At 74.2% G+C, this 14023-nt stretch carries 10 protein-coding genes; 6 read left to right on the forward strand and 4 right to left on the reverse strand.

Annotated elements, in window-relative coordinates:
• Positions 1–2: 2 nt before the first annotated feature.
• The 5 genes from EV374_RS23905 to EV374_RS23925 all read left to right on the forward strand — a co-directional run bounded on the left by EV374_RS23905 (position 3) and on the right by EV374_RS23925 (position 7805).
• A complete protein-coding gene (locus tag EV374_RS23905; protein WP_132239013.1) occupies positions 3–2345 on the forward strand; it encodes an amino acid adenylation domain-containing protein in 2343 nt (780 codons plus the stop codon).
• The gene (locus EV374_RS23910) at positions 2342–3589 is read left to right on the forward strand and encodes an MFS transporter (RefSeq protein WP_132239015.1); all 1248 of its coding nucleotides are present in this window, start codon (positions 2342–2344) and stop codon (positions 3587–3589) included. The genes EV374_RS23905 and EV374_RS23910 overlap by 4 nt, the downstream gene beginning before the upstream one ends.
• A gap of 37 nt (positions 3590–3626) precedes the next feature.
• Positions 3627–4397, forward strand: a complete 771-nt coding sequence (locus EV374_RS23915) for a thioesterase domain-containing protein (RefSeq protein ID WP_165947892.1) — start codon at positions 3627–3629, stop codon at positions 4395–4397.
• Positions 4394–7261: an L-tyrosine/L-tryptophan isonitrile synthase family protein gene (locus EV374_RS23920; RefSeq protein ID WP_132239019.1), complete on the forward strand. Its 2868-nt coding sequence runs from the start codon at positions 4394–4396 to the stop codon at positions 7259–7261. Before EV374_RS23915 ends, EV374_RS23920 begins: the two co-directional genes overlap by 4 nt.
• Positions 7262–7367: 106 nt before the next feature.
• Positions 7368–7805, forward strand: a complete 438-nt coding sequence (locus tag EV374_RS23925) for a hypothetical protein (RefSeq protein ID WP_132239021.1) — start codon at positions 7368–7370, stop codon at positions 7803–7805.
• Between the two features lie 24 nt (positions 7806–7829).
• On the opposite strand, the gene EV374_RS23930 is transcribed toward EV374_RS23925, so the two are convergent.
• Entirely contained in the window at positions 7830–8621 is a 792-nt protein-coding gene (locus tag EV374_RS23930) for a TioE family transcriptional regulator (protein ID WP_132239023.1), read from the reverse strand.
• A gap of 57 nt (positions 8622–8678) precedes the next feature.
• Between EV374_RS23930 and EV374_RS23935 the strand changes: the two genes are divergently transcribed.
• Entirely contained in the window at positions 8679–9908 is a 1230-nt protein-coding gene (locus tag EV374_RS23935) for an erythromycin esterase family protein (protein ID WP_132239025.1), read from the forward strand.
• A gap of 61 nt (positions 9909–9969) precedes the next feature.
• Here the strand turns inward: EV374_RS23935 and EV374_RS23940 are convergent, their stop codons facing one another.
• The 3 genes from EV374_RS23940 to EV374_RS23950 form a co-directional block, all read right to left on the reverse strand.
• Positions 9970–11283, reverse strand: coding sequence for an extracellular catalytic domain type 1 short-chain-length polyhydroxyalkanoate depolymerase (locus EV374_RS23940; protein WP_132239027.1), 1314 nt, complete (start codon positions 11281–11283; stop codon positions 9970–9972).
• Positions 11284–11432: 149 nt separating this feature from the next.
• Complete coding sequence (locus EV374_RS23945; protein WP_132239029.1) at positions 11433–12329, reverse strand: bifunctional helix-turn-helix transcriptional regulator/GNAT family N-acetyltransferase; 897 nt, start codon at positions 12327–12329, stop codon at positions 11433–11435.
• A 164-nt stretch (positions 12330–12493) separates the two neighbouring features.
• Positions 12494–13858 carry a glycoside hydrolase family 10 protein gene (locus tag EV374_RS23950; RefSeq protein ID WP_132239031.1) on the reverse strand — a complete coding sequence of 455 codons (1365 nt, stop codon included), beginning with the start codon at positions 13856–13858 and terminating at the stop codon, positions 12494–12496.
• Between the last annotated feature and the right edge of the window lie 165 nt (positions 13859–14023).

The raw sequence follows: 14023 nt of genomic DNA on the forward strand, positions 1-14023 counted from the left end.
GCATGCTCGGCCAACCGCCACCGCCCGAGTGGTTCGACACCGCCCGCCCCTTTCCCCGGTACCTCCGGCTGCACGACCTGGTGTCCGCCGCCGCGACCCGGGTGCCGGACCGCCCGGCGCTCGTCACCGACGACGGCGTCGCGTACACGCACCGCGACCTGGACCGGGCCGCCGGCCGGACGGCGGCGCACCTGCGCGACCGGGGCGTCGGCCGTGGTTCCTTCGTCGGGCTGATCTCCGGGCACCACCCGGAGGCCGTCCGTGGCCTGTTGGGCGTGCTCCGCGCCGGCGCGGCCTACGTGCCGGTCGATCCCCGCTGGCCGCTCGACCGGATCGGCCGGGCGCTGCGCCAGGTCGACTGCGCGTGTGTGCTGGTCGACGTGCGGCACCTGCGGACCGCCTTCGAACTCGCCGACCTCGTGCCGACCCTGCGGGACATCGTGGTGCTCGACGGGCCGCCGACCGCCGTCGACGTGACCATCGCGCCCGAGGCGGTGGAGGACCTGTGGGACACCGTGGCCGCCCGCGACGACCCCGGCGCGGCGGCGGGCTTCAACCTGCGGCCCGGGGCGCCCGCGTTCACCGGGCGCGACATCGACGCCTACCGCGATCACGTGGTCGCCCTCGCCGACGGGCTGGTCGACCGGCACAGCCGGGTCCTCGAGATCGGCTGCGGTTCCGGGCTCATCCTGCGCACCCTGGCCGGCAGGGTGGGCGAGTACGTCGGCGTCGACCCGTCGTCCGTCGCGATCGGGCGCAACGAGGAGTGGGCCCGGCGGACCGACGCCCGGGTCACCCTGCGGGTCGGCTTCGCCCACGAGCTCGCCACCCTGGTGACCGGCGCCTTCGACCTGGTCATCCTGGCCAGCACCGCGCAGTTCCTGCCCGGGCCGCGATACCTGGAGCGGGTCCTGCGTGAGTGCGGCCGGATGCTCGCCCCCGGCGGCCGGGTGATCGTCGCCGACGTGATCGACCCGGCCAGCGGCGACGACCCGGGGCTCCTGCGCCTGCCGGTCCGCTTCTTCCACCACCTGCGCGGGCCGGGCATCGGCGCGGCCCGGGTGCTGCGCAGACCGGGCAGCCCGCTGCCCGCGCCCCTCGCCGACCGCTACGACGTGCTGCTCGGCGCCGCCCCGCAGGACAGCGACGGGCACGGCGCGGAACGGCTCGACATCACCACGGTGGACGGCGACGCCGTCGTCCCGGCCGCCGCCATGCACTGCACCGCCGAGGACCCCGCGTACTGCATCTTCACCTCCGGGTCCACGGGCGACCCCAAGGGCGTCGTCGTCGCGCACCGCGCCGTCGTCAACCTGGTCGACTGGGTCAACCGCGACTTCGGCGTCACCCCCGACGACCGCCTCCTCTTCGTCACCTCGTTCGCCTTCGACCTCTCCGTCTACGACATGTTCGGCGTGCTCGCCGCCGGCGCGTCGGTGCGGCTGGTCGGGGACCGGGAACTGGCGGACCCGGACCACCTGGTCGACCTCCTGCTCACGGAGCAGATCACCTTCTGGGACTCGGCGCCCGCCGCCATGGCGTACCTGCTCTCCGCGACCGCGGGGCGGACGCCCGGACGCGAGCCCGCGCTGCGGCGGGTCTTCCTCAGCGGCGACTGGATACCCCTCGGCATGCCCGCCGAGATCCGGCGTCACTTCCCGCGCGCGGAGGTCGTGGCACTGGGCGGGGCCACCGAGGCGACGGTCTGGTCGAACTACTACCGCGTCGGCGCGGTCGACCCCTCGTGGCCGAGCATCCCGTACGGCCGCCCCATGCAGAACGCCCGGTACCACGTGCGCGACGGATCCCTGCGGCCCTGCCCGGTGGGCACCCCCGGCGACCTCTACATCGCGGGGGAGTGCGTCGCCCTCGGCTACGCCGGCGACCCCGACCTGACCGGCCGGCGCTTCATCCGCGACCCGCACGATCCGGACGGCGCGACGATGTACCGGACCGGCGACCGGGCCCGGTGGCTGCCCGACGGCAACCTGCAGTTCCTGGGCCGCGCCGACCATCAGGTGAAGATCCGCGGCTACCGGATCGAGCTGGGCGACGTGGAATCGACGCTGTCGCGCCACCCCGCCGTCACGGAGGCCGTGGCGGTGGCGGCGGGGCAGAAGTCCGGCGCCGACCTGGTCGCGTTCTACACCTGCCGCGCCGATCCGGTCGCGCCCGAGGACCTGCGCCGGCACGCGGCGCGGACGCTGCCGAGCTACATGATCCCCGCCGCGTTCGTCCGGCTCGACGCCCTGCCCGTCACGGACAACGGCAAGGTCGACCGTGCCGCACTGCTCCGGGCGGCGGTCGGCGGGCGGCTGCGCCGGGCGGGCGCGGGCACCCGATGACGGCGGCACCCCGGCTGGGCCGTGACTTCTGGTGGTATCTCACCGGCCACGGCGTGTCGTCGTGGGGATCGGCCTTCACCCTGTTCGCGATTCCCCTGATGGTGTACCGGCTGACCGGCTCCGCCCAGGCGCTCGGCACGGCCGTCGCGGTGTCGTTCGCGCCGTACCTGCTCTTCGGGCTCGTCCTCGGCGCGATCGTCGACCGGGTCGACCGGAAGGCGTTGATGGTGCGGCTGGAGCTGGCCCGCGCCGCACTCCTGCTGACCGTGCCGCTGCTGGACGCCGCCGGCCTGCTGGGCGTCGGCGCGCTCTACACGCTGTCGTTCCTGCTCACCACGATGCGCATCGCGTTCGACGCGGGGCGGTTCGCGGTCGTCGCGAACCTGGTCGGGCCCGACGACCTGGTGGCGGCGAACGGACGGATCGAGGCGGTCTCCGCCGCCGCCCGGGTGCTGGGCCCGGTGCTCGCCGGCGCCGTCGTCGCGGTCGCGCCGATCGTCGTGTGCCTGGTCCTGGACGCGGTCAGCTACCTGGTGTCGGCGGCGTGCCTGCTCGCGATCCGCCGGTCGATGCGGGCGCCGTCGCCGGCCCGACGGTCGCTCGCGGGCATCGGCCCGGAGATCCGGGAGGGGCTGCGGTACGTCGTCCGGCATCCCGTGCTGCGCACCGTCTCGCTGATGATGGTGCTGGCCAACCTCGTCGACGCCGTCACGCTCGCCCTGCTCGTCGTCCTGGTCAAACAGCAGCTCGGGGCGAGCGACACCCAACTGGCGTGGCTGTACGCGGCCGGCGCGGCCGGTGTCCTCGCCCTGGCGGCGCTGGCCTCCCGGCTGCGCGCGACGTTCTCGTTCGCGCAGTTGGCCGTCGGCGCGCAGATCGGCACCGGCCTGCTCACCGTGGCGTTCGGGCTCAACCGCTCGTACGTCGGCGGGCTCGTGCTGTGGGCGCTCATCTGCGGCCTCGGCGCCACGATCAACATCGCCGCGACCAGCCTCCGGCAGCTCATCGTGCCGGACCGGCTGCGCGGCCGCGTGATGACCGTCGCCGCGGTGCTGGCCTGGTCGGCGATCCCGGTCGGGGCGGTGGCCGGCGGCGTGCTCACCGAGCGGTTCGGTCCCGCGGCGGTCTGCGCGGTGGCCGGGCTGATCGCGGTGCTGGTCGGCACCGCCTTCCTCAACAGTCCACTCCGGCGTGCGGACAGCAGCCAACGGGAGAGAATCGATGCAGCGGGATCCTCAGTTTGAAGCGTTGTGGGCCACCGGCACGCCCCGGTCTAGGGGCGTGGACCTGCCCAGCCTGACCATGCTCCGCAAGGGAGTCGGGCGGCCGATCTTCTGGGTGCACTGGGCAAACGGGAACGTCCGCTCCCTCAGCGACCTGCTCGGCGCGGCGGTCGACCGGCCGATCTACGGCTTCGAGTCGCGGGGCCTGCGCCGGCGCGACCTGCCGCTGCTCTCGGTCGGCGACATGGCCGACCGGTACCTCGCCGAGCTGCGCGCCGCGCAACCGGACGGACCCTACGCGCTGGTCGGCGCCTGCTCGGGCGGGCCGACGGCGTACGAGATGGCGCACCGGCTCGCCGCCGACGGCCACGAGATCGAGTCGCTGACCGTCGTCAACAGCTTCCGGCCCGGGAACCGGGAACTCGGCGCCGGGCTGGGCCCGGCCGACCTCTACGACATGCGGCTCGGCTGGCTGCGGCGATGGCTGGGCGTCGAGCGTCTGCGCGGGGCGGAGCGCCGGGCGATGCGTCGGTTGCGCGAGATGCACCAGGTCGACGCCGACGCGGACGACGCCGACTTCTTCTGGTACCAGCTGCTCTGGGCCGCCAACGCCTTCGCGCAGGAGAACTACGACCCGCCGTCCTACGACGGCCCGGTCACCCTCTGCCAGCTCCGGCGGCACGCCGATCGCCCGGAGCTGAGCTGGCGGGACATCGCTCCGGAGTCCGAGACGGTCCTGTTCGAGGCGGACGCCAGCGTCTCCGTGATCGGCGATCCGCGCTTCTGGGCCAGGCTGCGGCCCCAGCCGGTCACCGGGATGCCCGGATGACGCTGACCGGCGGGCACCTGGAGCGGGGCGGACCGGCCGGGCCGGGCGCGAGCGACGACGGCCGCTGGTCGTCGCGGGAGAGCACCGCCGACGGTCGACCGGCGCGGGAGACCGCCGCCGACGCTCGGCCGGCGATGGAGGGCATCATCGCGCAGGACCCCGTCGTGCGGCTGCACGCCGCGCGGTACCGGTCACTGGGGGCCGACGCGGCGCCGCTCGGCCTGTGGCCGGTGCATCCGGCGTACGGGCCGCACACGCTCGCCGTTCATCCACGTGCCCTGCTCACGCCCTCCGGCGCCGGCGGGCGGCCGGCGATCGAGGACGCCGTCAGCGGCCGTGACGACAAGGACCTGGACGATCTCGACTACTTCGTCGAGTTCATGGCCCGCCCGGTGGTCGCCGTCTTCCGGACCCTGCTGGACCGCCACGGCACGCTCATCGGCACCGACGGGGCGGGCGCGTGGCACTACGAGTTCTCCGGTCAGGGGCGACCGACGGGCCGGGTCCTGCTCGCCGCGCCCGGTCCGCGCGGCACGCCGACGGTCGCCGCCGTCACCGCGGCGGTCACCGCGCTGCACGACGTCCTGCGGGCGCTCGCCCACGCGGCGGCGGGCGGCGGCGGGGCCGACGCCCGGCTCGACGCCGTCGTCGCCGAGGAGCTGCGCTTCCTGCGCCCCCGCACCGTCGAGCTGCTGGGCGGCCGGCACCCGTGGCGGCCGTACGCGCACGCCGTCGCCGTCGAACAGGACGCGGTGCTGCGTGACGTGCTCGACCGGGTACGTGCCCGGGTGCGGGCCAGACGGGACCGGCCCGCTCTCCCGCCTCCGGCGGTGGTGCTCGACCTCGACTGCTGCGCCCTGGTGCCGACCGAGCGGGCCGTACGCGCCCTGCGCGAACTGCGCCTGCCGGCGGCGCGGGGGGCCGGCGGACGGCCCATGCCCCTCGATCCCGTTACGTTCGCCGTGCTGCCGTCGGACAGCCGACCCGCCTGGGACCGGTTCGTCCGCCGCAACGGCCTGGATGTGGCCCTGCCCGGGGTGGACTGGGCCGGCGCGTACCCCGAGTTCCTGCGGGGCTTCTACCGGCCCTGGGAGCGGCTCCGGACGGATCGCGTGTCGCCCGGCCTGATCCGGTTCGTCCGGGACGTCGAGCGGATCGGCGGCGTTGTCGTGCTCAACACCGGCCGCCGCGACCGGGTCCGCGCGTACACCCTGGACGTTCTCGACCGGTACGGCATCGGGCACCTCCCGCTGCTCACCCAGCCCGACGACCGGACGGCTCCGGTCGCCGAGCTCAAGGTCGCCAACCTCAGGCGTGGCGGCCCCTGGGATGTCGTGGCGGTGTTCGACGACAGCCTCGACAACCGGCTGGCGACGGCCGCCGCCTACCCGGAGGCGCTCGTGGTGGCGGTGGAACCGCCGAACTTCACCAGCGACCGCCCGGAGGGATCGCCGCCCGCCGACCGGGCACCGCTGATCGCGACGTTCGAGCGGCTACCCGATCCGCTGCCCCCGTCGCGGCAGCCGGCGGGACCCGCGCTGTCGTACGCCCAGTCGATCGCCGGCCTGCACCTTGCAGAACTGCGGCCGCGACTGGCCGCGCGCAGCTACCAGGTCCGGCTCTCCGCCACGCAGTCGAGCCGGCTGGTGGCCCGGCTGCTCGACCAGGCACGCGGCCACGCCCGCGGCACCGCCGAGGGCGCGCGCCGCTGGCTGCGGCAGGCGCCCGGCGCGGCGGAGACCGCGGACGTGGTGATCGCCCGCCTCGTCCACCATGTCCTGACCCGCAAGCAGTTCCACCGCGGTTCGCGGTCGCTCTATCCGCTGTCCGCGGCGATGGCCGACACCCTGCCGTTCATCCGCGACGGGCGGCCGCTGCGCCTCGTGCTGGTCGGCTTCCCGCTCAAGCAGGCCAGCAGCGGCCTGAAGGTCGAGGGCGACCTGCCGGACCTGGCGGAACTCGCCGCCCTGGTCCGGTTGGTCGAGCTGCGACACACCATCGAGCAGGTGTACCCGCCGGGTATCCGGCTGCGGATCCTCACCGACCCCACCCACTACCGGGACCGGCCGCCGGCCGCGTTCGACGCCTACCAGCGCAAGCTCCGGCAGTACCAGCGGCTCGTGGGGGCCGACGACCTCATCTCCTTCACCGACGTGGACGACGCGGCGTACGCCGGGCTGGGGATCGGTGCGGCGACCCGGCGTACGCTCGTCGAGCGGTACCGCCAGGAGTACCGCGCCGCCTTCGCGGGCCTCGACATCACCGACCAGCCGATGCGGACGCTGGCCCGCGCCGGCGCCCTGGATCCCGGGGCGGGCGGGCAGGCGCCGCCGTTCCGCGACATCTTCGCCTCCCTGCTGCACTCGGTGGCGGTCCCCGAACCCGCCGGCTCCCGCATGACGTGGTTCCAGCGTGTCTACGCCGACGTCCACCGGCTCGACGGCGAGGAACCGGCCGAGGTGCGCGCGGCGCGGCGGCAGGTGCTCCGCGTCGTCTGGGGCGACACGATCGACTACCTGGCGGCGGTGCGCGCGGACCACGCGTTGGGCTACGACCGGATGTTCCCGGACCGGATCCGCCTGACGGTCAACCAGCCGAGGCCGGGGCGCTGCGGGTTCGCCCCGCTCGGTGGGTCGGTGCTGCTGCCGTGGCACGGCACGGCCGCGGTCACCCCACGCGGCGAGATCTCGGTCGACTTCGCCATCTCGCTGCGTGACCAGGGTTTCGTCCCGGTGTACTCGCCCGTCCTCGGCGACGAGCAGGCGTGGTTCTTCGTGCCGGTCACCAGCACGATGGCCAGCGGCGACCGGGGCGCGGAGGTCGAGCCCGCCCTCCTCGACGCGATCCGACTGCGTCGCCGGTGACGGGCACACCCCGTCCCGACCACCGCCGACGTTGCCGAAGTCGACCCCCAACCCGGGCAGGACGGCGCGCCCGGGGCCGGGCCCCGAGGGTGACTAGCATCTGTGCATGACGTTCTGGGTGCACTACGTGGTCCCACCCGGGGTGGCCGCCGGGAGCATGCTCGCGCCCCCGGGCGACGACGTCCTCGTCTTCGGGCAGACGGTCGAGGTGGGCGGGTGGGACCGGACCGTCGAGTTCTCCGTTCTCACCGCCGGCGACGGGATCCAGGTCGCCACGGACATCGACTGCACCGCGTTGCTGCGGGGACGGGCCGAGGAGGTGGCCGTCGTCCGCGCCGTGGACGGCCTGGTGCTCGAGCACGCCGCACAGGCTGTCCGGATCCACGAGCTGCTGCTGCACAGGTGGTACGAGGTCAGTTCGGCGTCGCACCGGGCGTCGCTCGAAGCGCTCCGGCGATGGCTCACGGCGCACGACCCGGCGGGCGACTACTGGCAACTGCTCGTACGGCGGCCAGGCCACCGGGCAGCGGGTGGCCCCGCCTGAGTGGACCGGTGAGGCAGGCGACGGTCAGCGGGAGCCGCCTGGCGGCTGGACCGGATCCGTGGCCGGCGAGGCGGTGCCGGGGGCGCTCGGCCCGTCGCCGGGCGGGACCGGTCGGCAGTCGAGGTAGGCGTCCAGGGCGGCGGCGCCGGTCAGCATGGCGCGGCTGCGGGCAGCGAGGCGTGCGCGCCAGTCGCGCAGCATCGACCCGAGGGGCGCGACGCCTCCGGCGGAGCGGACCTGGGCGATCAGCGGGGCGATCTGCGCCAGCAGGTAGCCACCCCGCCTGAGCTGGTGGGCCAGCCGGGCGTCGCGCACGTCGGCGGCGCTGTAGACCCGGTAGCCCGTCTGCGGGTCGCGGCGCGGCTGGAGCACGCCCGCGCGTTCCCACTTGCGCAGGGTGGCCGGGCGGATGCCGAGCCTTCTCGACAGGGGACCGACGAACGTGTTGCTCCGTCCCTGCGGCACCGGATCGAGGTCACCGACAGCGGCTTCGGCGGCCTGGAGGGTGCGGCGGTCGTCGAGGAGCTGCGCGTGACTCTCGTCGACGAGCCGGAGGGCGTCCTCGGTCGCGCCCCGGTTGACCGCCTGCATGATCGACGTGGCCGTCGCATGCCCGTGTCCGGGCACGAGGGCGAGGAACGCGCGCAGTGCCTGGGCGTGCATCGCCGTGTAGGTGCGGTAGCCGTGCGGGGTGCGGTCCGCGGCCGGAAGGATGCCGGCCGCCTCGTAGTTCCTGACCGCCTGCGTCGACAGCCCGTGCGCGCGCGCCAGGTCGACCGGCCTGAGCCTGTCACTACTTTGAGGGTTTGGCGTCATCACTCTGCTGACATCGAGGAGAAGTTTGCACCGTCGGTTCAACGATACCGTTGAGGCATGACTGCTGATGTCGCAGACGCCACCCGTGCCGTCGACCCCGCTGCCGTCATGGCGTTGCTCCCGGGCAGGCCGCGACTGCTCGCCCTGGGCGAGCCCACCCACGGCGAGGACGCCCTGCTCGACCTGCGGAACGAGCTCTTCCGGCAACTCGTCGAGCGGGAGCACTACCGGACGATCGCGATCGAGAGCGACTGCGTGATGGGGCTTGTCGTGGACGACCACGTCACCTCGGGCACCGGCAACCTCGACGACGTCATGGAGCGCGGGTTCAGCCACGGGTGGGGCGCCTTCGCCGCCAACCGCGAGCTGGTGCGCTGGATGCGCGCGTACAACGACGGGCGCCCCCCGGCGGAGCAGGTGCGGTTCGCCGGGTTCGACGGCCCGCTGGAGATCACCGGCGCCGCGAGCCCCCGGCAGGCCCTCACCGCACTCCACGCCTACCTCGCCGCCCGGGTCGACGCCGACCTGCTTCCCTGCGCGGCGGAGACGCTCGACCGCCTGCTCGGCGCTGACGAGCGGTGGACCAGTCCCGCCGCGATGACGGACCCCTCCCGGTCCGTGGGGCGCAGGCCCGACGCCGGCCGGCTGCGGCTGCTCGCCGACGACCTGGTGGCCCTGCTCGACGCGCAGACGCCACAGCTGATCGAGGCGTCCACACCCGAGGAGTGGCACCGGGCACGCCTGTACGGGCGTACCGCCGTCGGCCTGCTGCGCTACCACCACGCGATGGCCGACCCGTCGCCGAGCCGCATGGCGCGGTTGCTCGGCGTGCGGGATTCGATGATGGCCGCCAACCTGCTCGCCATCGCCGCACGAGGGCCGGCACTGGTGACCGCCCACAACGGCCACCTCCAGCGCAACAGGAGCAGCATGCGGATGGGCGGACTGCCGGTGCAGTGGTGGGGCGCCGGCGCGATCGTCGGCGCCCACCTGGGCGAGGAGTACGCCTTCCTCGCCACGGCCGTCGGCACGATCCGCCACCAGGGAGTCGACGCCCCGCCGCCGGACACCGTCGAAGGGCTGCTGTACGCGCTGCCGGCGGAGCGTCACCTCGTCGACGCCCGCCGACTGGCCACCGCCCTCGCCGGGATGACGCCCGCCGCCCGGGTGTCGCCCTGGTTCGGATACGCACCGCTCGACCCGGCCCACGTGGCCGACACCGACGGGATCCTGTTCGTCAGGGACGCCGGGCGGGGCCAGGCTCCGCCAGCGTCCGGCAACGACTGATCGGCACTGGTCCAGGCCTGCCGCCGGGGCGGCGCCGGGGGCCGGCGCCGCCCCGGCCGGTTCAGGCGATCGCGCAGGTGGCGCCGTTGAGGGTGAACGAGGCGGGCCGTCCCGTGTCGCCGGTGTGGGTGGCCTGGAAGCCGACGCTGACCGACGTGCCGGGCGCGATGGTGGCGTTGTAGGCGACGTTGCGGGCGGTGACCGCGCCGCTGGTCGGGGCGTACGTCGCGTTCCAGCCGCTGGTGATGCTCTGGCCGGCGGGCAGCGTGAAGGCCAGCGACCAGCCGTTCACCGTCGTGGAGCCGGTGTTGGTGACGGTGACCGAGGCGGTCAGGCCGGCGTTCCAGGCGTTGACGGTGTAGCCCACCCGGCAGGCGCCCGGCGAGGGCGGCGGAGTGCTGGGCGGCGGGGTGCTGGGCGGCGGGGTGGTGGGCGGCGGGGTGGTGGGGGGCGCGGCGGCGTCGAGGCCGAAGAAGCGGATCGCCTGCGCGGCGTCGACCGGCAGGTTGTGCGACACCCCCTGCATGCTGATCGCCTCGACCGGCGCCCGGTCGCCGCTGTCGCCGTAGCGGGTGCGGGTGTAGCCGGCCTGCGGGCTGTCGGTGTACGTCGGCGTCTGGCTCAGCCCGTGCACGTCGGTCCACTGCTTGATCTGCTCGCCGAAGTTCGGGTAGCGCAGCACCTCGTCGTTCGTCCCGTGCCACGTCTGCATCCGGGGCCGGCGCCCGGTGTAGCCCGGATAGGCGTTGCGGACCAGGTTTCCCCACTCCCGCGCGGTCCTGGTGACCTGGCCGTTGGCGCACTCGCTGTTCCACTCGGAGCCGTTGGTGGTGGCGAAGCAGCCGAAGGGGACCCCGGAGAACGCCGCCCCGGCGCTGAACACGTCGGGGTAGAGCCCGAGCAGGACGTTTGTCATCATCGCGCCCGACGAGATGCCGGTGGCGAAGATCCGGTCGGGGTCGACGGCGTAGCGCTGCCGGACGTGGTCGACCATCGACTTGATGCCCACCGGGTCGCTGCCCCCGTCGCGGCGCAGCGCCTGCGGGGAGGAGACGTCGAAGCACTGGCTGCTGCGGGTCACCGACGGGTAGACGACGATGTAGCCGTACCGGTCGGCGAGCGCCGCGTACTGGGTGTTGGCGTACATGGCGGGGCCGGTGCCGGTGCAGTAGTGCACCGCGACCAGCAGCCCCGGCCGGGGCGCGACGGAGTCCGGCACGTACAGGTACATGCGCAGGTTGCTCGGGTTGGGGCCGAAGCTCGTCACCTCGGTCAGGGTCGCGGCGGACGCCGGCGGGGCGACCGCCACCGCCGCCAGGGCGGTCAGCGCGGCGGCGACCAGGGCGGCGCCCAGCACTCGGAGTCTGGTCCTCATGGATGGTTCCTCTTCCGCAGACGGTGGACAGGGCGGGGTTCCGATCGAGGGCTGCCCGGCTGCCCGATCACGTCCGGCTCAAGAACATCGACAAGTATCTATTAATGCGAAGAGTCCGGCAAGTGCCGGCCGTCCCGCTGCTCGCGCCGTCACCGGGTCAGGCGCTTCTCGAACCAGTGGTGGGCGTACGGCTCGTCGTTGTACGCCTCGATCTCGCGGTAGCCGGCCGCCCGGTACATCGCGATCGCCTCGGTGAGGTTGCGGTTCGTGTCCAGCCGGACGGCGCTCCAGCCCCGCTCGGCGGCGTGGCGTTCCAGCTCGCCCAGCATCCGCCGCCCGAGCCCGAGCCCGCGTACGGAGTCCGCCACCCAGACCCGCTTGATCTCGGCGGGCGCGCCCCGGTGGAGCTTCACCGCGCCGCAGCCGACCGGCTCGGTGTTGAGGGTGGCGAGCAGGAACACGCCGGCCGGTGGGACGAGTTCCTCGTCGTGGACCGGCTTGCTCCGGGCCGGGTCGAACCCGCCGTCGAAGCGCCGCGCGACCTCCCGGGCGTAGGCCCGCACGCAGGCGCGGGCGCGTGGGTCGCCGGGCGGGCAGGGCTCGATCAGCACCATCGACGCGACGAGCAGCCGTTCCACCTCGGCCATCGCCGCGACGAGCCGCTCGCGGCGTCGCCCGGTCAGCGGGGCGAGGATCGACCGGGCGAAGTCGTCGGAGCGCTCGTCGAGCTCGGTCCACTCGGCGCGGCCGGCGGCGGTGAGCGTGGCGACCCGGACCCGCCCGTCCCCGCCCACCTGGTCGGACGGCCCGACGGTGACGAGCCCGTCGCCCTCCAGGGCGCGCAGGAGGCGGCTGAGGTGCCCCGAGTCCAGCCCGAGCCGGGACCGCAGCGCCGCGACCTCGGCGCCGCCGGGGCCGATCTCCCACAGCAGGCGGGCCTGGGCGAGGGGGCGGGCGCGCGCCATGTACTCGTCGTCGAGCGCCCCCACCCGCTGGGTCACCGTCCGGTTGAACCGCCGCACGGCGGCGATGAGCTCGGTCTCCATGAAACCTGACCTTAGTCAGCTATACCCGGTCCGTGCCAGCGCCACCCCGGCGGCGAAGTGCGGTCGCGTCCGCGTACCGCCGGCGACCCGGCCCGGGCCGTCAACGGGCGGCCCCGGGGCGGCGCGGTGGGCGCCGTCCCCGGGGCCGTCCGGTCACCCGACGGTCAGGAGGCGGTGCAGGAGCGCACCAGCGGGCGCGTCCAGTTGCCGTTGGCCATCGTGGTGAACCCGAAGACGTTGCCGCTGCCGTTGGAGCGCATCGTCATGACGTTTCCGCTGCCGTCCCAGCTCGGGGTGCCGTTCCAGGTGGCGGAGACCTTCTGCGGGGGCGTCACCTCGACGACGACGGTCCAGTTGGTGGCGCCGCTGACCGTGACGTCGCTGTTGAACCGGTCGCCCCACCGGGTGCCGTCGCGCAGGGTGGCGGTGCAGCTGCCGCCCGGCGGCGGGGTGGTCGGGCCGGTCGTCGGCGGCGGCGAGGTCGGCGGGGGCGTGCCGTTGTTGAGGGCGGCGAGGACCGCGTCGTACGCGGGCTTACGGTTGCCGCCGTTGTCGAACAGCAGCGGCGTGTCGGAGGCCCGCCAGGAGTCGCTGTCCCGGATGCCCCAGACGGTGATGCCCGTGCACCGGGCCACCGCGAGGCAGTCGTTGACCACGTTGCGGTACGTGGTGGCCGAGGCCCCCGCGATGTCCAGCTCGGTGATCTGCACGTCGACGCCGAGCGCGGCGAAGCTGGACAGGGTCGTGCGGTAGTTGCCCGGGTAGGGGGAGCCGCTGTTGAAGTGCGACTGGAGGCCCACGCAGTCGATCGGCACGCCGCGCTGCTTGAAGTCGCGGACCATCGCGTAGACGGCCTGGGTCTTCGCGTGGCTCCAGTCGTCGGTGTTGTAGTCGTTGTAGCAGAGCTTGGCGCCGGGGTCGGCGGCCCGGGCGGCCCGGAACGCCGCCTCGATCCAGTCGTTGCCGGTGCGCTGGAGGTTCGAGTCACGCCGGGCCCCGCTGCCGCCGTCGGCGAACGCCTCGTTGACCACGTCCCAGGCCACGACCTGGCCACGGAAGTGGGTGGCCACCTGGGTGACGTGGTTGAGCATCGCCTGGCGCAGCGCGCTGCCGCTCATGTTCTGCATCCAGCCGGGCTGCTGCGAGTGCCAGGCCAGGGTGTGGCCCCGCACGCTCATGCCCCGGCTGCGGGCGTGGCTGACGATCCGGTCGGCGTTGCCGAAGGTGAACTGCCCCTGCTGCGGCTCGGTGGCGTCGATCTTCATCTCGTTCTCGGGCGTCACCGAGTTGAACTCGCGGTTCAGGATCGTGACGTAGGTGTTGTCGCTGAGCTTGTTGGCGGCGACGGCGGCGCCGAAGTAGCGACCGCGCTCCGCCGCCGACGCGCCCAGCGTGGTCCCGGCGCTCGCCGCGCCGGGCAGGACCGTGGCGCCGGTCGCCGCGAGCAGTCCCACGGCGGCGACGACGATGGCCGCGCGCGCCCGCGAACGCGATCTCGACCGGGTGTCCCGGGGGTGCCTCTCGGTCATTCCTGCTCCTTCCGGGGCCGGTCCGCACCGTCGGGGGGCGGACCGGAGTGGTGGGGGTGTGCCGGATCAGGGCCGCCCCGGCGGGCTGCGGCGCACGGGCCGCGGACCCGCCGTCATCGACCCTGATGGATGTGGAGTATGGCAGCGCCGCGCGCGGCCGAGCAA

It is taken from the genome of Micromonospora sp. CNZ303 (genome assembly GCF_004345505.1).

Bases quoted from the DNA above. Each gene is read 5' to 3' on its own strand.
- EV374_RS23925 (WP_132239021.1), top strand. From the start codon at position 7,368: ATGACGTTCTGGGTGCACTACGTGGTCCCACCCGGGGTGGCCGCCGGG.
- EV374_RS23920 (WP_132239019.1), top strand. From the start codon at position 4,394: ATGACGCTGACCGGCGGGCACCTGGAGCGGGGCGGACCGGCCGGGCCG.
- EV374_RS23930 (WP_132239023.1), bottom strand. From the start codon at position 8,621: ATGACGCCAAACCCTCAAAGTAGTGACAGGCTCAGGCCGGTCGACCTG.
- EV374_RS23935 (WP_132239025.1), top strand. From the start codon at position 8,679: ATGACTGCTGATGTCGCAGACGCCACCCGTGCCGTCGACCCCGCTGCC.
- EV374_RS23905 (WP_132239013.1), top strand. From the start codon at position 3: ATGCTCGGCCAACCGCCACCGCCCGAGTGGTTCGACACCGCCCGCCCC.
- EV374_RS23950 (WP_132239031.1), bottom strand. From the start codon at position 13,858: ATGACCGAGAGGCACCCCCGGGACACCCGGTCGAGATCGCGTTCGCGG.
- EV374_RS23910 (WP_132239015.1), top strand. From the start codon at position 2,342: ATGACGGCGGCACCCCGGCTGGGCCGTGACTTCTGGTGGTATCTCACC.
- EV374_RS23940 (WP_132239027.1), bottom strand. From the start codon at position 11,283: ATGAGGACCAGACTCCGAGTGCTGGGCGCCGCCCTGGTCGCCGCCGCG.
- EV374_RS23945 (WP_132239029.1), bottom strand. From the start codon at position 12,329: ATGGAGACCGAGCTCATCGCCGCCGTGCGGCGGTTCAACCGGACGGTG.